The organism is Pseudomonas sp. ES3-33, assembly GCF_000952175.1.
Taxonomy (GTDB): Bacteria; Pseudomonadota; Gammaproteobacteria; order Pseudomonadales; family Pseudomonadaceae; genus Aquipseudomonas; species Aquipseudomonas gregormendelii.
In genome coordinates this window covers 26,639-43,639 of record NZ_JZRI01000013.1, presented here as the reverse complement: position 1 = coordinate 43,639, position 17,001 = coordinate 26,639, and the positions used below count along the sequence as shown (strand labels likewise).

The window sequence follows — 17,001 nt, the reverse complement described above, 5'->3', positions numbered from 1 at the left end:
GATCCCGCCCATGAACACCTCACTCTCTTCGGCCGTCAAAGGCCTGCACTTCAACCTCGACCGCGCCGGCCGCTGGATGGCGCCGCTGACCTTGCGGGTGTTCCTGGCCTGGGAATTCTTTGAGTCGGGCCTGGAAAAGTGGAACGGGCAGAATTGGTTTGCCGACATTCAGGAGCGATTTCCGTTTCCGTTCAACCAGGTCCCCGCCACCTTCAACTGGGAACTGTCGATGTGGGCCGAGCTGATCTGCGCCCTGGCCCTGCTGGTAGGCCTGGGCACGCGAGTCTCGGCGCTCATCCTGATGGTGGTGACCGTCGTCGCCACCGCAGCGGTCCACTGGCCGGCCGATTGGTCTACATTGAGTGAGCTGGCCCAGGGCTACGCCATCAGCAACAAGGGACATGGCAACTTCAAGCTGCCGCTGATTTACCTCGCCGCTCTCCTTCCGCTGGTATTGACCGGCGCAGGCAAACTCAGCCTCGATGCGCTGCTGGCATGCACTTTCTGGCGCCGTAACATTCGTTGAAATGTTACCGTGGCAAGCTACACCCCCCTCACTCGCGTAGACAGGAGCCACCATGAGCGTAACCACCCAATGGATCGAGATCGACAGCGCCGACGGTAAATTCGGTGCTTACCTGGCGATTCCCCACACGCAAAAAGGCCCGGGGATCGTATTGATCCAGGAGATCTTCGGCGTCAACGAGCACATCCGCTCGGTCGCCGAACAATACGCTGCCGACGGCTACCTGGTGGTCGTGCCGGATCTGTTCTGGCGTAGCGGCGCGCGCATCGAGTTGACGTACGACGAAGCCGGCTGGAAACGCGCCGTCGAACTGATGAATGCCACGGACATCACCAAAGCCCAGGACGACATCAAGCTGGCCATTGCCGCTCTCAAGGACCAGCCGGGCCTGGATGGCGGCGTGGCCTCCATTGGCTACTGCTTCGGCGGCCTGCTGTCCTACCTGACCGCCGCCAACGGCCTGGTGGACGTGGCGATCACCTACTACGGTGGCGGTATCCAGGACCAATTGGACCGCGCCGACGAAATCACCGTGCCGCTGTTGATGCACTTTGGTGAAGAGGACAGCCACATTCCACTGGAAGCGGTGGAAAAAATCGCCGAGCGCTTCGAGAACAACGACTTCGTGGAAATCGTCATCTATCCGCAAGCCGAACACGGTTTCAACTGCTCGCACCGCGACAGCTACAACCAACGGGCTGCGGCTGAAGCCCATGGCAATACGCTGATCTTCCTGGGTCAGGAACTGTAAGACGGCGGCACACGAAAAAGGCACCTGGGAAGGTGCCTTTTTTGTCGCCCATTCCTGAAGCTCGTCTCCACGCCCCTATTTCGCGTCCCCGCCCCGCGGCTTGTAGAACCTGAACCTGCCGATATCCGCCGTCTTGATGTACTTGCCCGCCCAATCCGGCCGCACCGTTTTGTCATGGAAATACATTGCCCCCAGTGTCCGGTCATTGAGCGTGCGGTTCAGCGCCTTGCGCGCGATTTCCTTGGCGACCGCGTACTCGGCATCCTCCCTGACCTGATCCGAACGCCCGTCGCACCACCAGGAAAACTGACAGTTACGGCTTTCCGAGCCCTCCTTGACCACTGCGCATACCGTGTCGGGAAAACCTTCGTGCCCCAGGCGGTTCATGACCACGCTGGCCACGGCTTCCATTTCCCGGGTCTGCCTGCCCTTCGCCTCCCAGTAGATGGAACGCGCAAGACAGGTTATGGCGTCATCCAGCGGCGCCGAGCCGGCGGGATCGACCGCCTGCACCTCCGAGGTGGTGATCGCCTCGGCTTTGGGCACCGGGACATCGGGGCCTTTTTCCGCCGCCTTTTGCTCAAGCACCTCAGCCTTGTCCTCGGCTTTTTGCTGTTCAAGTTCAGTGGCCATCACCTGGCCGCCGACCAGGGAGAGTGCCAGGCAGGTTGCAGTCCACATCAAGCGCATGATCGACCCTTCTCAAAGAACCGGATGGGGCAGCGCATTATCGACGCTGTTACGCGCTAATCGGCGGCCTGGCTTAATTGTAGTCGCCCCAATTCATTTCATCCGGCGGCCAATAAAACTGTTTCCTGGCACAAAAAGGCATTGCGCAAGCGGGGGTGAAATCGCGCATCATGGGCGCAGTCTGCCCAAGGGGATTTTCATGCGCTTCATTTCATCCGTTATGCGCCTCGCCGCGTTGTCGCTGGGCCTGTCATTCGCCGCCCAGGCGCTGGCGGTCGATGAGAAACAACTGATCGATTCGATCAACCTCTACCGCACCCAGCCCCAGCGTTGCGCCGACCAGGTATCACCGGAACTGCCGCCACTGGCAGGTGATCCACGCCTGGCACTGTCGGCAACAAACGTGCGCAACCTGCAGCAAGCCATGGCCAGTGCCGGCTACCCGATGGTCAATGTGCAGGCGATCACCCTGTCCGGCCCGCGCGATGCGCAATCGGCCATGCAAGCCATTCGGGAAAGTTTCTGCCACGTGGTGCTCGACCCGCAGTTTGTCGACATCGGCGTGAGTCGCGACGACCGCGATTGGCGCATCGTGCTGGCGCGGCCGCTGATGTCCGCACGCCTGGGCGATTCCCAGGCCGAAGGCCAGAAAGTCCTAACCCTGCTCAACAACGCCCGCAGCCAGGCTCGCCAGTGCGGCACGCAATCGTTCGCTGCTACCACCCCGCTGGCCTGGAACGCGACATTGGCGAGCGCCGCCGAGACCCATTCGCGAGCCATGGCCAACAACAATTTTTTCGACCACAAGGATCGCGACGGCCGCACGCCGGGTGACCGCGCGGAACTGGCCGGCTACATCGGCCAGCAGATCGGCGAAAACATCGCCGCAGGGCAAGACACCGTGGGCAAGGTCGTCGACGGCTGGATCGCCAGCCCTGGTCACTGCGCCAACCTGATGAACCCCGCGTACAAGGAACTGGGCGCGGCCTACGCGGTAGACCCGAAGAGCGATGCGGGGATTTACTGGACGGCGATGTTTGGCACCCAGTAATGACCGAGGTATCAATTGCTTCGATCTTTCAAATCATGAAGGCGAATTTTTTATTTCTGCGCGACCTGTTCAAGATGGCTGCACTTTTAGCACTTTACGGAACAAGCCCTCATGAACCTCAATTTCGCGTTTGCGTGCATGATCGTCGTGTCGTTTGCGATCGCGTTGGGTCACGGTTAAGTCATTCGGGAGCACCTGTTTGAGCCATCCCCCCTGCTCCGCCGACGAACAGGCTCAGGCATCACCCCGGGCGGTCCCGCTACGGGAAGCCTTCGGGTTCTGGCTCAAACTGGGGTTGATCGGTTTTGGCGGCCCGGCCGGGCAGATCTCGATCATGCACCAGGAACTGGTGGAGCGCCGGCGCTGGATCTCCGAGCGCCGGTTTCTGCACGCCCTCAACTACTGCATGTTGCTACCGGGCCCCGAAGCTCAGCAACTGGCGACCTATCTCGGCTGGTTGATGCACCGCACCTGGGGCGGCGTGATTGCCGGCGCGCTGTTCGTGCTGCCGTCGTTGTTCATCCTCATTGCATTATCCTGGGTCTACATTGCTTTCGGCGAAGTGCCGGTCGTGGTCGGGGTGTTCTACGGGATCAAGCCGGCGGTCACCGCCATCGTGCTGCAAGCCGCGCACCGCATGGGTTCCAGGGTGTTGCAGAACAACTGGCTGTGGAGCATTGCCGGCGCCTCCTTTGCCGCTATCCTGTTGTTGAACGTGCCCTTCCCTTTGATTGTGCTGGCCGCAGCACTCATCGGGTACGTCGGCGGACGCCTTGCCCCCGGAAAATTCACGGTCGGCACAGCGCTGGCCAAGGGTAAATCGTTTGGGCCCGCGCTGATCGATGACGATACCCCGCCCCCCGCACATGCCCGCTTCAGCAGCCTGAAATTGCTGCGCCTGGCGTTTATCGGGGCAATCCTGTGGACGCTGCCGATGGGCGCGCTCACCCTCCTGTTCGGTTGGCACGGCACCTTCACCCAGATGGGCTGGTTCTTCACCAAGGCCGCGCTGCTGACCTTTGGTGGCGCCTATGCGGTGCTGCCCTATGTGTACCAGGGCGCGGTCAGTCATTACGGATGGCTGACACCCACCCAGATGATCGACGGCCTGGCGCTGGGCGAGACCACCCCAGGTCCGTTGATCATGGTGGTGGCGTTCGTCGGCTTCATTGGCGCCTACGTGCAACAGGTATTTGGCCCGGACCAGGCGTTCCTGGCGGGCGCGCTCGCGGCGGCGCTGGTGACCTGGTTTACGTTCCTGCCCTCGTTCCTGTTCATCCTGGCTGGCGGTCCCCTGGTCGAATCGACTCACAACCAACTTAAATTCACCGCGCCGCTGACCGCCATCACCGCAGCGGTGGTCGGGGTGATCCTCAACCTCGCGGTGTTTTTCGGCTATCACGTGCTGTGGCCAGGCGGGTTCAGTGGCGGGTTCGACTGGGTGTCGCTGTTGCTTGCAGTGGTGGCGGCGATCGCGCTGCTGGTTTTCAAGCGCGGTGTGATCGAAGTACTGCTGGCATGCGCGCTGGCGGGCGTGCTGGTGCATTGGCTGCGCTAAGGTCATTCAGCAATGACCGGATGTAAACATTTGATCACCGGCTTTTGCATTCTGGCAAACTCTCGCCGCGCCCCCTTTCAGAGCAGCCAGCAATGCTTTTCTCCCTTATTTCCAACGGTACACCCCTGACCCCGGATCGGTCCGATGCGACGATCCCTTGGTGGAGCTTTACCAAGACCGTGCTGGCGGCTGCCGCCCTGACGCTGGTGCGCGATGGCCTGATCGAGCTGGATCAGCCACTGCCCGAAGGCCCCTTTACCCTGCGCCAATTGTTGCGCCATGAAGCAGGCCTGGCGGACTACAGCGAACTGGCCGATTACCACGGCGCAGTCGCCCGCGGCGACGTTCCCTGGCCGGCGGATGAAATGCTGCAACGCCTTGACGCAAGCCGCCTGCGTTACGCACCGGGAGATGGCTGGCACTATTCGAATGTCGGTTATCTGTACGTGGCGCGACTGATCGAGCGCTTGACTGGCCTTGCCCTGGATGAAGCCCTGGCGCAACGGGTGTTCGTACCGCTTGGCCTGTCCCGGGTCCGTCTCGCCAGGCGTGAAGTCGATCTGCACGGGGTAAACATGGGCGCTGTCGCCACCTATGACCCGGGCTGGGTGTACCACGGGCTGCTGGTAGGGCCGTTGGTGGAGGCCGCCTCGTGCCTGGACCGTTTATACGCTTCAGACTTCCTGGCGCACTCCTTGCTTGCTCAAATGCAGGCAGTGCGCACGCTCGGTGGACCGATACCGGGACGTCCCTGGATCGCCCCCGGTTACGGCCTCGGCCTGATGCACGGGCCGGTCGAGGGTGGACGCATCCTCAGTGGTCATACCGGCGTCGGCCCCGGCAGTGTCGTGGCGGTTTATCGCAGTGTTTGCGGCCCGGATATCACCACCTGCGCGGTCTTTTCCGATGGCACCGACGAAGGCGCCGTGGAGGCCGAGGCCGTGCGCCTGTTGAGCGAGCACTGGGTGTAATATTCAAGCACTCGGTACCTGCACATGACCCTCAGGAAAACGCGATGATGCCGCAACAGGTTGCTACCTGCGCAGAACGCGTCAATGGTACAGCGGAGAGTATTGATGAAGGCGAACACGCCGCCCGTGGACGGCCCGGCAGGTGAACAACGGCCGGTGAAAACCGTTGGCTTTCTGGTCATTCCCAATTTCACCACTATTGGCTTTGCCTCCTCCGTGGAAACCCTGCGCATGGCCAATATGGCGGCGCGCCGGCCGATGTTTCGCACGGTGGTGATCGGCGCCACACTGGACCCGGTCACCGCCAGCAACGGGATGCGCATCCTGCCTGATTACTCGATCGTCGACGCCCCCGAGCTGGACATTCTGTTCGTGGTCGGCGCAAACCCGATAGTCTCCAATCACAGCAGCCGGCCACTGCTCAACTGGCTGCGCAAGCTTGCCCATCAGCAGGTCACGCTGGGCGGCATCTGCACCGGCAGCCACCTGCTGGCGCGCGCGGATCTGCTCAAGGGTTACCGCTGCACCATTCACTGGGAAGATATCGAGGCACTCAAAGAGCGGTTTCCCGGGATCATCATCTCCAATCAGCTGTTCGAACTGGATCGCGATCGCTACACCTGCTCCGGCGGCGTGGCGTCCATGGACATGACCTTGCAACTGATCGCCCGCGAACCTGGTGGCCGCGACATCGCCGCCCATGCCGCCGAGTTGCTGCTGTGCGACCGGGTGCGCGGGGCGCAGGAGCAGCAGCGCGTGCCTTTAAGGCAGAAGCTGGGGACCTCGCAGCCCAAGCTCAGCCAGATGGTGGCGATCATGGAAGCCAATCTTGAAGAGCCGGTCAGCCTGGAAGAGCTCGCGCGTTTGAACGAAGTGTCGGTGCGCCAGCTGGAGCGCCTGTTTCACAAACACCTGCAGCGCACCCCCAGCCAGTACTATCTGGAGCTACGCCTGTCGCGGGCGCGGCAATTGCTGCTGCGAAGCGAGTCGCAGGTCCGCGATATCGCGCTCGCCTGCGGCTTTGTGTCCCCGGCACATTTTTCCAAATGCTATAGCCGGTTTTTTGGAGTGTCGCCGATCGGTGAGCGCAAGCAGTTGGCAGTGCATTGATGCAAGGACGCCATCGCGGGCAAGCCTTGCTCCCACATTAATCCTGCAAAGCCTTGTGCGCCGTCTCCCGGCTAGCCAGCATGGCCACCAACGCTACCGCTGCAGCGGCCAGCAGATACCAGGCCGGTGCCATCTTGTTACCGGTCATCTGGATCAGCCAGGTCGCGATAAACGGTGCGGTCCCGCCAAACACCGCGTTGGCGATATTGAAGCTGAAGGCAAACCCGCTGAAGCGCACGCGAGTGGGAAATATCTCGGCGAGGAAACACGGCAAGGTGCCGTCATTCATGGCCAGGATTGCACCGAATGCGATCTGGATCATCAACACCACCAGCAGTGGCTGATGATCGAGCATTCCGAACAGCGGGAAGGTCAGCAACAGGAACAACACCGAAGCCGTCAGCAGCATGGTCTTGCGCCCAAAGCGGTCCGACAGCCTGCCCATCAGGAAAATCAGGCCGATGTAGGTCGCCAGGGACACCGTTGACGCCAGGAACGAATCACTTTCGCTCATGCCCATTTCAGTCGACAGGTACGTCGGCATGTAGCTGAGCAGCAGGTAAAACGCCACGGCGTTCAGGCAGGTCACGCCGATGCCGATGATCACGCTGCGCCGGTGCACGGTCAGCAGCTCGCGAACCGGGGCATGGGTCGCACACTCCTTGGCTTCGAGGCGCTTTTCCATCTCCAGGAACTTGGGCGTGTCCTGCAGGCTCATGCGGATGTAACGCCCCACCAGGCCAAACGGCGCCGCCAGCAGAAACGGCAAGCGCCAGCCCCAGCTGTGCAGGTCCTCGACGCTGAGCCAGGCATGCAGGCCCGCCACGAAGACCGCGCCAAACAACAAACCGGCGGCGGTACTGGCCGGGACAATGCTGGTGTACAGGCCGCGCTTGCCTTCCGGGGCGTACTCGGCGAGGAATGCCGACGCACCGGCGTATTCACCGGACGCAGAGAACCCCTGGAACAGGCGGATCACCAGCAGCAACGCCGGTGCCCACAGGCCGATGTGATTGTAGGTGGGCAGGATGCCGATGCAGAACGTCGAGACCGACATAATCAGGATCGACCAGGACAACGCGCTGCGCCGCCCATACTTGTCACCAAAATGCCCCCAGACCAGGCCACCCAGGGGACGGACGATGAACGACAGGGCAAACACCGCGAACGTCGCCAGCAAGGCGCTGGGCTTGTCGGTCTGCGGGAAGAATGTCAGGGCGATGACGGTGGCCAGGTAACCGTAGGCGGCGTAGTCGAACCATTCGACGAAGTTACCCATGAAGCTGGCACTGGCCGCGCGCCGCAGGGCTTTGCGCTCGGAAGTTCTTTCGTGGGTCTGCGCGAGGGTGAGGCTTGCGGTGCTCATTGCGCACCTCCCGGGGTGGAGGTGCAAAAACGGGGAAGAACAGTCGAGACATGTGACATGACAAATACCCTCTATTGTTTTACTTGGCAGGGATCAAGGTCAGTAAGTGCTGCACGTTCTTGGGCGCGCATGCCGTATGGTGTCCAGCAATGGTCGATAAACAAGCGTGGGAGCGGCGAAGCTCCCACGCTTGTCTGTTACGCCGTTACTTGCGAATGATGTTGTGCTCCGGCCCGTACGGGAATTGGGTGATGTTCTCGCCGCCCTGCTCGTTGACGATCAGGATATCGTGCTCGCGGTAACCGCCAGCCCCCGGCAGGCCTTCGGGCAGCATGATCATCGGTTCGATGGACACCACCATCCCCGGCTCCAGCACCGTGTCGATGTCTTCACGCAGTTCCAGCCCGGCTTCGCGGCCATAGTAATGGCTCAGGGTGCCGAACGAGTGTCCGTAACCGAAAGTGCGGTACTGCAGCAGATCGTGTTCAAGGAAAATCTCATTGAGTTGCTCGGCGATATCGCAGCAGCGCATGCCCGGCTTGATCAGCTTCAGCCCGGCTTCGTGGACCTTGACGTTGACTTCCCACAGGCGCAGGTGCTCATCGGAACAGTGGTCGAGAAACAGCGTGCGTTCGAGCGCCGTGTAATAGCCGGCGATCATCGGGAAGCAGTTGAGGCTGAGGATATCGCCCTTGTTGACCTTGCGCGAGGTCACCGGGTTGTGTGCGCCATCGGTGTTGATGCCGGACTGGAACCAGGTCCAGGTGTCCATCAGCTCCGAGTCCGGGAAGGTCCGGGCGATCTCGCGCACCATGGCCTGGGTCGCATGCAGCGCCACTTCATATTCCGGCACCTGGTCACGCAGTGCTTCGACGATCGCGGCGCCGCCAATGTCCGCCACCCGTGCACCGTGACGGATAATCGCGTGCTCTTCGGCCGACTTGATCATACGCATGCGCATGCAGGGTGCAGCGATGTCCACCAGCTCGGCCTGGGGGTAGCGGCTGGCCAGTTTGTCGCGGTTGAGCAGGTTCAAGTGATCGAACTCGATGCCAATGCGCCCCGCCTTGGGCAAGGCTTGCTGGATGGCGACGAAGTAGTTGTCGCGCTGCCAGTCGGTGTAGACGATGTTCTCGGTGCCCACGGTCCGGCGCCAAGGCTGGCCGCCATCGATGTTGGCGCTGATGGTGACGGCGCTGTCCTGAGTCACGACCAGGGCGTAGGGGCGGCCGAACGAGCAATAGAGGAAATCGCTGTAGTAGTTGATGTTGTGATAGGAAGTGAAGACTGCCGCGTCGATGTTGTTTTGCGCCAGATAAGCGCGCAGTTTGCCCTGGCGGTTGGCGTATTCCTGAGCCGAGAAGGTCGGACTGACTTTTTCGCCGTTCTTGATCTGGATGGTTTTGGGCATTTGCATGTCATTGATCCTTGTCAGTGATTGAGCGACAGAGGGCGCCACTCTGGTGGGCCGCTGGAGATCATTCGAACAGATGCAAGACGAGGTTTTTTGCGCGAATCCGACCTGTAGTTGGTCAGATCCGCTGTGCACGCAACCACATGTTCACGCGGATGCGCGCCGAAGTACTGGCGATAGCAGCGAATGAAATGCTGCACCGCGACGAAGCCGCATTCGCCGGCGGTTTGCGCGATCGAGCGGTCACCCGCCTGCAGCAGGCGCCGGGCCTGTTGCAGGCGCAAATCAAGATAATGCCGGGACGGCGAACAGCCGAGGGTGCGCTTGAACAGACGCTCCAGGTGACGCCGGGATATCCCCATGGCCTCGGCCAGTTCGTCGATTGCAAGCATATGGGTGAGGTGCTCGCTCATCAGGGCCAGCGCCGTCTGCAGTTTTTCCGGGGCTTGATGCAGCGGCTGCAATGGCCGTGTCTGGCGTACGAGGTGTTGCTCCATGCGCAGTACCAGGGCGCGCCCGTGGACCTGGGCCAGCAGCTCGCAGACCAACCCTCGCACGGCCTCGGGCCCGACGCACGTCAGGCGCGGGCCATCGACACAGAACGGCGCGGCCACCGGGCTCAGCGCTCTGGATGCAGCAAAGGCCAAGGGCGAGTCGGGCTCCGGCAAGCTGCAGCGAAAACCGTCCAGCGCACCCATTTGCGCCAGCAACCAACCGGCCTTGCCGAGCGCGCCAAAGAGGATTGGCTGTGTGGTCCAGTAGTGCAGTTTCTGCTCAAAATCCGTCTCAAGTGGCAGGTGTTCGCCCGCGCACAGGATCAACACGTCCAGCGCTGATGCCTGATCCAGTCGTGCTGTGGAGGTAGCGATCGCGTTACTGGCGCTGAGCGAATGCCCCTCCAGGCTGAGTATTTGCCATTGGCACACCATGCGCCCCGCCACCTGATTGGCCAGGCGCAAGGGCTCCAGGGCATTGGCCAGGGCAAACAGGTCGAAACGCTCCGTCAGCCAGAAGCCAATTTTCAGTACTTCATCAACGCGGGTAGCCACCATGGATTTCGCACTCCACTGCAAAAAGGTTCAGGCACCCGGCGGATTGTCAGCGTCAGGGACAGGCATGGCTTGTCCGGAGTCGACCCCGGATTGTCCGTTGCTACCAATCTGGCCAAACACGTCTATAACCAGTGTTGGCATGATTCAGGTCAGGGAACCTTGATGGTTCCCTCGGTACATTGATTTCTTGCAAACGGTGGACAAGTGAGTGTCCGCCAGGAGATTTCCCCCGCATGAAAATTTTGAAAATTGCTGCCAGTGATTCCGCGATCGACTGCTTCCAGACTTATCGGCAAGTAGTGCCGCTCAGTCAGACCGACTACACCGACATCGCCGTCGCCGTGTTCTCGGTGGAAGACGTGATGGCCGGAGCCCTGGAATCGCTCCAGCGCACCGGCTTCGATATCCCGATTTTCCTCGCCACCTCCCCGGGTACAGGCAACCGCGCGCGTGATGTGTACAAGCACCTGGAAGACGTGCTGCTGCAGGTCAACGGCATCTTTGACCGTTCGCGCAACAATGCCGAATACCATGGCAACCAGCTGGAAACCGCGGCCAAGGCCTATGAAGAAAGCCTGTTGCCGCCATTCTTCGACTCGCTCAAACGCTATACCGAATCAGCCAACGTCACCTTCGCCTGCCCGGGCCATCAGGGCGGCCAGTTCTTCCGCAAGCACCCGGCCGGCCGACAGTTCTTCGACTTTTTCGGCGAGACGCTGTTTCGCGCCGACATGTGCAACGCCGACGTCAAACTGGGCGATCTGCTGATTCACGAGGGCCCTGCGCTGCTGGCGCAGAAACACGCGGCCAAGGTGTTCAACGCCGACAAGACCTACTTCGTGCTCAACGGCACCTCCGCCTCCAACAAGGTGGTAACCAATGCCCTGCTGACGCCCGGCGACCTGGTGCTGTTCGACCGTAACAACCACAAGTCCAATCACCAGGGCGCACTGATCCAGGCGGGCGCCACGCCGGTCTATCTGGAGACCGCGCGTAACCCTTACGGCTTTATCGGCGGCATCGACGCCCATTGCTTCGAAGAGAGCTACCTGCGCGAATTGATCGCCGAAGTGGCACCGGACAAGGCCCAGGTCGCCCGCCCGTTCCGCCTGGCGATCATTCAGCTCGGCACCTATGACGGAACCGTCTACAACGCCCGCCAGGTGGTCGATCGCATCGGCAAGCTGTGTGACTACATCCTGTTCGACTCGGCGTGGGTCGGCTACGAGCAGTTCATCCCGATGATGAAGGACTGCTCGCCACTGCTGCTGGACCTGCACGAAGACGACCCGGGCATCTTCGTCACCCAGTCGGTGCACAAGCAGCAGGCCGGTTTTTCCCAGGCCTCGCAGGTGCACAAGAAAGACCGGCACATCAAGGGCCAGGCCCGCTACTGCAACCATGCGCAGCTGAACAATGCATTCATGGCCCAGGCCTCTACCAGTCCGTTCTATCCGATATTCGCCTCGCTGGATGTCAACGCACGTATCCACGCCGGCCGCAGTGGCCTGAAGCTGTGGGATGACTGCGTGAAATTCGGCATCGACGCGCGCAAGCTGATCCTCGAAGCCTGCACCATGGTCCGCCCGTTCGTGCCCGCGACCATTGAAGGACGTGCGTGGGAAGACTACCCGACCGAAGAAATCGCCAATGACCTGCGGTTCTTCGAGTTTCATCCCAAAGACCGCTGGCATGCCTTCCAGGGCTACGGCGAGAAGCAGTACTTCATCGACCCCTGCAAGTTGCTGTTTACGACCCCGGGCATCGACCCGGTGGATGGCAGCTACACCGACTTCGGCATACACGCCGGCATCCTCGCCAACTTCCTGCGCGAAAATGGCATCGTTCCGGAAAAGTGCGACCTGAACTCGATCCTGTTCCTCCTGACCCCGGCGGAAGACTGGGCGAAGATGACTCATCTGGCCGCGCAGATCGCGCGTTTTGAGCGCTTCGTCAATGACAACGCGCCGATGAGCCGGGTCTTGCCGGCGATCTATGCGCGGTACGAGGAGCGTTATCGCAACTACACGATCCGCCAGCTGTGCCAGGAAATGCACGACCTGTATCGCAGCCACAATGTGCAGCAATTGCAGAAAGCGATGTTCCGCAAGGAACACTTCCCGGTGAAGGCGATGAACCCGCAAGCGGCGCAGTTCGAATTCATCCGCGGCAACATCGAGCTGGTGGCGCTCGCCGATGCCGATGGTCGCATCGCCGCCGAGGGTGCGCTGCCCTACCCGCCTGGCGTGCTGTGCGTGGTGCCCGGGGAAATCTGGGGCGGCGCGGTGCTCAAGTATTTCCTGGCGCTGGAAGAAGGCATCAACTGCCTGCCAGGCTTCACCCCGGAACTTCAGGGCGTGTATTTGAAGGAAGTTGAAGGGCGTATTCGCGCGTATGGGTACGTGATCAAGAACTGACCGGGGTGTACGCAGCGGACTCGCCGCGATCTGCCGCTGCGTTATCCAGAATGACGCCAAGGGTGTTGAGAAACAGATCACTGCTTCGCCGAAAACGCGGCGTCGATTGAGTGATGCTTCCCGGGGTGGGAACAGGTTGGGGCATGCGGCGGCGTGATGGTTCAGAAACAGCCCCCTCCCTTACGAGAGAGGGCGTCGAGGGATCAGTCGTTGAGGATGTCGCGATCCTTGGTTTCCGGCAGGAAGAAGGTGCCCAGCACAGCAGTCATTACGGCAATGACGATCGGGTACCACAGCCCGTAGTAGATATCACCCGTGGCCGCGACCATGGCGAACGCCACCGTCGGCAGGAAGCCGCCGAACCAGCCGTTGCCGATATGGTATGGCAGCGACATCGAGGTGTAGCGGATGCGCGTGGGGAACAGCTCCACCAGCCAGGCGGCAATCGGGCCATACACCATGGTCACGTAGATCACCAGGATGGTCAGCAGCAGCAACACCATGGGGTAGTTGGTCTTCGCCGGGTCGGCCTTTTCAGGGTAGCCGGCCTCCTTGAGCGAAGTGCTCAGCGATGCAGTGAAGGCGTCGTTGCGGGTCTTGAAGTCGGCAGCCGGCATGCCGGTGCCTTCGAAGCTGGTGATCACCTTGTCGCCAATACGCACCTGCGCCACCGTTCCCGGCTCGGCCTTCTCGTCCTTGTAGGGGATGGCGCGCTTGGCCAGCAGGGTCTTGGCCAGATCGCAGGAGCTGGTGAATTTGGCCTTGCCCACCGGGTCGAACTGGAACGAACACTGCTCGGGATCAGCCACCACCGTGACCGGATTGCGCGCCTGGGCGGTGAACACGTCGGGGTTACCGTACTGGGTCAGCGCATGGAAGATCGGGAAGTAAGTGAGCGCGGCCAGAATGCAGCCAGCCATGACGATGCCTTTGCGCCCGATACGGTCGGACAGGCTGCCAAATATCACAAAGAACGGCGTACCGATCAGCAGCGAACCGGCGATCAGCAAGTTGGCAGTCTGCGGGTCGATCTTCAGCGTCTGCAGCAGGAAAAACAGCGCGTAGAACTGCCCGGTGTACCAGACCACCGCCTGCCCTGCCGTGCCGCCCAGCAAAGCCATGATGACGATCTTGAGGTTGTCCCAACGGGCGAAGGACTCGGTCAGCGGCGCCTTCGACGCCTTGCCTTCGGCCTTCATTTTCAGGAACGCTGGCGACTCGCTCAGTTGCAGGCGGATGTACACCGAGATGACCAGCAGCAGGAGCGACAGCAGGAACGGAATCCGCCAGCCCCAGGCCTCAAAGTCTTCGGTGCCCAGAATGGTGCGGCAGGCCAGGATCACCAGCAAGGACAGGAATAGCCCGAGGGTGGCCGTTGTTTGAATCCACGAGGTGAAGAAACCCCGCCGGCCTTTCGGCGCATGTTCGGCCACATAGGTCGCCGCGCCCCCGTACTCACCACCCAGCGCCAGGCCTTGCAACATGCGCAGGGTGATCAGGATGATCGGTGCGGCCACGCCGATAGTCGCGTAACCGGGCAGGAAACCCACCACGGCCGTGGAGATCCCCATGATCACAATGGTGATCAGGAACGTGTGCTTGCGCCCGATCATGTCGCCCAGGCGCCCGAACACGATCGCGCCGAAAGGCCGTACGGCAAACCCGGCGGCGAACGCCAGCAGCGCGAAGATAAAGGCGGTGGTCTCGTTGACCCCGGCGAAAAAATGCTTGGCGATGATCGCGGCGAGCGAGCCGTACAGGTAAAAGTCGTACCACTCGAATACCGTGCCCAGGGAGGACGCGAAGATGACCTTGCGCTCCTCCTTGGTGATCCCCTGATTGGGCGGGCTGCCCGTGGTGGTGTTGTCGATTGCGGCCATGAGTGTTCTCCGTGTGTCTCTTGTTTTAGGCCGGAGTACCCCACTACCAAAACGCCGCACCCAGGCCCTGGGGCTGATGTCGTAACGCATGCGAACAGGCTGACGACCTCGCATCGCTGCAAGGTTTCCTACAGCATAATCAGCTTCGCGCAGTTATCCACTCGACTGCGCGATAAAGCTGGCCTGGCGACTAACCGCGGGCGCCTGTCTGCGGCATCAGGCTGCTATCGACCCGGCGATTGAGTTGTTGATCGATCAAACGAATACCCTGCAAATCACCTCAAGCCAAAGCCTCTGCCTCAGTTATTTGTACTCAAATGCCAGCTTAATAATATTTTACCGATACCAGGGTCATCCCTAGTCTTGAGCCCAACAGATGGCAGGCCATCAGCGCCTGAATCCCATGTCGAAGGGTAGAGAGATGACCACTGAAATAACAAAAACAGACACGTTGATTGTCGGCGCCGGTCAGGCTGGCGTGGCGATGAGCGAGCACTTGAGCAAACTCGGGGTGCCGCACCTGGTGCTGGAACGTGAGCGCATTGCCGAACGCTGGCGCACTGGCCGTTGGGATTCGTTGGTGGCCAACGGCCCGGCCTGGCACGATCGGTTTCCCGGCCTCGAATTTGATGACCTGAGCCCCGATGGCTTTGCGCCGAAAGAACGGGTTGCCGACTACTTCGAAGCCTACGCGAAAAAATTCAATGCCCCCGTGCGTACCGGGGTGGAGGTGTTGAAGGTCGAGCGCAATGTCGGTCGCCCTGGCTTCACCATCGAAACGTCCCAAGGCGTGATCGAAGCCAACCGGGTCGTCGCGGCCACCGGGCCGTTCCAGCGCCCGGTCATTCCGCCCATCGCACCGCAAGATACACCGTTGCTGCAGATCCACTCCGCTGATTACCGCAACCCTGGGCAACTGCCGGAAGGCGCAGTGCTGGTGGTGGGCGCCGGCTCGTCCGGGGTGCAGATCGCCGATGAACTGCAACGTGCCGGGAAAAAGGTCTACCTCTCGGTGGGCGCCCACGACCGCCCGCCTCGCGCTTATCGCAACCGGGATTTCTGCTGGTGGCTGGGGGTCCTCGGCGAGTGGGACCAGGCGGCGATGAAGCCCGGTCGGGAGCATGTGACCATCGCCGTCAGTGGTGCCCATGGCGGGCGGACGGTGGATTTCCGCGGCCTGGCTCATCGCGGCATGACGCTGGTGGGGTTGACCCAGGCCTTCAACGGCAGCGTGGCGACGTTTCGGCCGAACCTGGCCGAGAACCTGGCCCGCGGCGACGAGAACTACCTGGCGCTGCTTGACGCGGCCGACGCCTACATCGAGCGCAATGGCCTGGACCTGCCCCAGGAACCCGAGGCGCGCCACACCTTCCCCGATCCGGACTGCGTGACCACGCCGATTCTCGAGCTCGACCTGGCCCGCGCCGGCGTGACCTCCATCATCTGGGCCACCGGGTTCGCCACCGATTACAGCTGGCTGCACGTCGACGCGTTCGATGAGCACGGCAAGCCCAGGCATCAGCGCGGTGTGTCCAACGAGCCCGGCGTGTATTTCCTCGGCCTGCCGTGGCAGTCCCGGCGCGGTTCGTCGTTTATCTGGGGGGTGTGGCATGACGCCAAATACGTCGCGGACCACATCGCCATCCAGCGCTCATACCTCGACTACCACCATGCCGCACAGCGCCAGGCCGAGACCCTTTCGATCGCGTCCAAAACGCCGATCAGTGCCTAATTCCCTGTTCAGGAGCTCCACATGTCCACGCCAACTCATACCCGTATTCGCATGTTCAACACCAAGGAAACCTACCCCAACCAGAGTTTGGACAACGACCTGTGCCAGGCCGTGCGCGCCGGCAATACGGTGTATGTCCGGGGTCAGGTCGGCACCGATTTCGAGGGCAACCTGATCGGCCTCGGTGACCCGCGGGCGCAGACCGAGCAGGCCATGCGCAACGTCAAGCAGTTGCTGGAAGAGGCCGGCAGCGACCTGAGCCACATCGTCAAGACCACCACTTACCTGATCGACCCGCGTTACCGCGAGCCGGTCTATCAGGAGGTGGGGAAATGGCTTAAAGGCGTATTTCCGATTTCCACCGGGCTGGTGGTGTCGGCGCTGGGGCAGCCGCAGTGGTTGATGGAGATTGATGTGATTGCGGTGATTCCGCAGTAAAGACCGCGGCGCAGCCATCGCGAGCAAGCTTCGCTCCCACAGCTA

Annotated in this window: 14 protein-coding genes; 9 read left to right on the top strand and 5 right to left on the bottom strand. The window is 61.4% G+C overall.

The window, feature by feature from the left end; genetic code table 11:
* Positions 1-10 precede the first annotated feature (10 nt).
* Positions 11-526 carry an HvfX family Cu-binding RiPP maturation protein gene (locus UB23_RS02025; protein ID WP_045057674.1) on the top strand — a complete coding sequence of 172 codons (516 nt, stop codon included), beginning with the start codon at positions 11-13 and terminating at the stop codon, positions 524-526.
* Positions 527-578: 52 nt separating this feature from the next.
* Positions 579-1,277, top strand: a complete 699-nt coding sequence (locus tag UB23_RS02020) for a dienelactone hydrolase family protein (RefSeq protein WP_045057673.1) — start codon at positions 579-581, stop codon at positions 1,275-1,277.
* Between the two features lie 75 nt (positions 1,278-1,352).
* On the opposite strand, the gene UB23_RS02015 is transcribed toward UB23_RS02020, so the two are convergent.
* Positions 1,353-1,967, bottom strand: coding sequence for a cell wall hydrolase (locus tag UB23_RS02015; RefSeq protein ID WP_045057672.1), 615 nt, complete (start codon positions 1,965-1,967; stop codon positions 1,353-1,355).
* Positions 1,968-2,166: 199 nt separating this feature from the next.
* Between UB23_RS02015 and UB23_RS02010 the strand changes: the two genes are divergently transcribed.
* The 4 genes from UB23_RS02010 to UB23_RS01995 all read left to right on the top strand — a co-directional run bounded on the left by UB23_RS02010 (position 2,167) and on the right by UB23_RS01995 (position 6,657).
* On the top strand, positions 2,167-3,018 hold the full coding sequence (locus UB23_RS02010) for a CAP domain-containing protein (protein WP_045057671.1): 852 nt from the start codon (positions 2,167-2,169) through the stop codon (positions 3,016-3,018).
* 199 nt (positions 3,019-3,217) lie between these two features.
* Entirely contained in the window at positions 3,218-4,576 is a 1,359-nt protein-coding gene (chrA, locus tag UB23_RS02005) for a chromate efflux transporter (RefSeq protein ID WP_045057670.1), read from the top strand.
* A gap of 92 nt (positions 4,577-4,668) precedes the next feature.
* On the top strand, positions 4,669-5,547 hold the full coding sequence (locus UB23_RS02000; RefSeq protein WP_045057669.1) for a serine hydrolase domain-containing protein: 879 nt from the start codon (positions 4,669-4,671) through the stop codon (positions 5,545-5,547).
* Between the two features lie 105 nt (positions 5,548-5,652).
* Positions 5,653-6,657 carry a GlxA family transcriptional regulator gene (locus UB23_RS01995; RefSeq protein WP_045057668.1) on the top strand — a complete coding sequence of 335 codons (1,005 nt, stop codon included), beginning with the start codon at positions 5,653-5,655 and terminating at the stop codon, positions 6,655-6,657.
* 37 nt (positions 6,658-6,694) lie between these two features.
* On the opposite strand, the gene UB23_RS01990 is transcribed toward UB23_RS01995, so the two are convergent.
* From UB23_RS01990 to UB23_RS01980, 3 genes are all read right to left on the bottom strand, one after another.
* A complete protein-coding gene (locus tag UB23_RS01990) occupies positions 6,695-8,023 on the bottom strand; it encodes an MFS transporter (protein WP_045057667.1) in 1,329 nt (442 codons plus the stop codon).
* A gap of 205 nt (positions 8,024-8,228) precedes the next feature.
* Positions 8,229-9,440: a M24 family metallopeptidase gene (locus tag UB23_RS01985; RefSeq protein ID WP_045057666.1), complete on the bottom strand. Its 1,212-nt coding sequence runs from the start codon at positions 9,438-9,440 to the stop codon at positions 8,229-8,231.
* A 14-nt stretch (positions 9,441-9,454) separates the two neighbouring features.
* Positions 9,455-10,489: a GlxA family transcriptional regulator gene (locus UB23_RS01980; RefSeq protein WP_052672960.1), complete on the bottom strand. Its 1,035-nt coding sequence runs from the start codon at positions 10,487-10,489 to the stop codon at positions 9,455-9,457.
* A 233-nt stretch (positions 10,490-10,722) separates the two neighbouring features.
* Here UB23_RS01980 and speF point away from each other — a divergent pair, with 233 nt between their 5' ends.
* Positions 10,723-12,906: an ornithine decarboxylase SpeF gene (speF, locus tag UB23_RS01975; protein WP_045057665.1), complete on the top strand. Its 2,184-nt coding sequence runs from the start codon at positions 10,723-10,725 to the stop codon at positions 12,904-12,906.
* Between the two features lie 203 nt (positions 12,907-13,109).
* Here the strand turns inward: speF and UB23_RS01970 are convergent, their stop codons facing one another.
* Complete coding sequence (locus UB23_RS01970; RefSeq protein WP_045057664.1) at positions 13,110-14,786, bottom strand: MFS transporter; 1,677 nt, start codon at positions 14,784-14,786, stop codon at positions 13,110-13,112.
* Between the two features lie 421 nt (positions 14,787-15,207).
* Here UB23_RS01970 and UB23_RS01965 point away from each other — a divergent pair, with 421 nt between their 5' ends.
* Together UB23_RS01965 and UB23_RS01960 are read left to right on the top strand one after the other, a co-directional pair.
* Positions 15,208-16,518: a flavin-containing monooxygenase gene (locus tag UB23_RS01965; protein ID WP_045057703.1), complete on the top strand. Its 1,311-nt coding sequence runs from the start codon at positions 15,208-15,210 to the stop codon at positions 16,516-16,518.
* A gap of 21 nt (positions 16,519-16,539) precedes the next feature.
* Positions 16,540-16,956 carry a RidA family protein gene (locus UB23_RS01960; RefSeq protein ID WP_045057663.1) on the top strand — a complete coding sequence of 139 codons (417 nt, stop codon included), beginning with the start codon at positions 16,540-16,542 and terminating at the stop codon, positions 16,954-16,956.
* Positions 16,957-17,001: the final 45 nt, after the last annotated feature.

Bases quoted from the DNA above. Each gene is read 5' to 3' on its own strand.
- UB23_RS02025 (WP_045057674.1), top strand. From the start codon at position 11: ATGAACACCTCACTCTCTTCGGCCGTCAAAGGCCTGCACTTCAACCTC.
- UB23_RS02020 (WP_045057673.1), top strand. From the start codon at position 579: ATGAGCGTAACCACCCAATGGATCGAGATCGACAGCGCCGACGGTAAA.
- UB23_RS02015 (WP_045057672.1), bottom strand. From the start codon at position 1,967: ATGCGCTTGATGTGGACTGCAACCTGCCTGGCACTCTCCCTGGTCGGC.
- UB23_RS02010 (WP_045057671.1), top strand. From the start codon at position 2,167: ATGCGCTTCATTTCATCCGTTATGCGCCTCGCCGCGTTGTCGCTGGGC.
- UB23_RS02000 (WP_045057669.1), top strand. From the start codon at position 4,669: ATGCTTTTCTCCCTTATTTCCAACGGTACACCCCTGACCCCGGATCGG.
- UB23_RS01995 (WP_045057668.1), top strand. From the start codon at position 5,653: ATGAAGGCGAACACGCCGCCCGTGGACGGCCCGGCAGGTGAACAACGG.
- UB23_RS01990 (WP_045057667.1), bottom strand. From the start codon at position 8,023: ATGAGCACCGCAAGCCTCACCCTCGCGCAGACCCACGAAAGAACTTCC.
- UB23_RS01985 (WP_045057666.1), bottom strand. From the start codon at position 9,440: ATGCAAATGCCCAAAACCATCCAGATCAAGAACGGCGAAAAAGTCAGT.
- UB23_RS01980 (WP_052672960.1), bottom strand. From the start codon at position 10,489: ATGGTGGCTACCCGCGTTGATGAAGTACTGAAAATTGGCTTCTGGCTG.
- speF (WP_045057665.1), top strand. From the start codon at position 10,723: ATGAAAATTTTGAAAATTGCTGCCAGTGATTCCGCGATCGACTGCTTC.
- UB23_RS01970 (WP_045057664.1), bottom strand. From the start codon at position 14,786: ATGGCCGCAATCGACAACACCACCACGGGCAGCCCGCCCAATCAGGGG.
- UB23_RS01965 (WP_045057703.1), top strand. From the start codon at position 15,208: ATGACCACTGAAATAACAAAAACAGACACGTTGATTGTCGGCGCCGGT.
- UB23_RS01960 (WP_045057663.1), top strand. From the start codon at position 16,540: ATGTCCACGCCAACTCATACCCGTATTCGCATGTTCAACACCAAGGAA.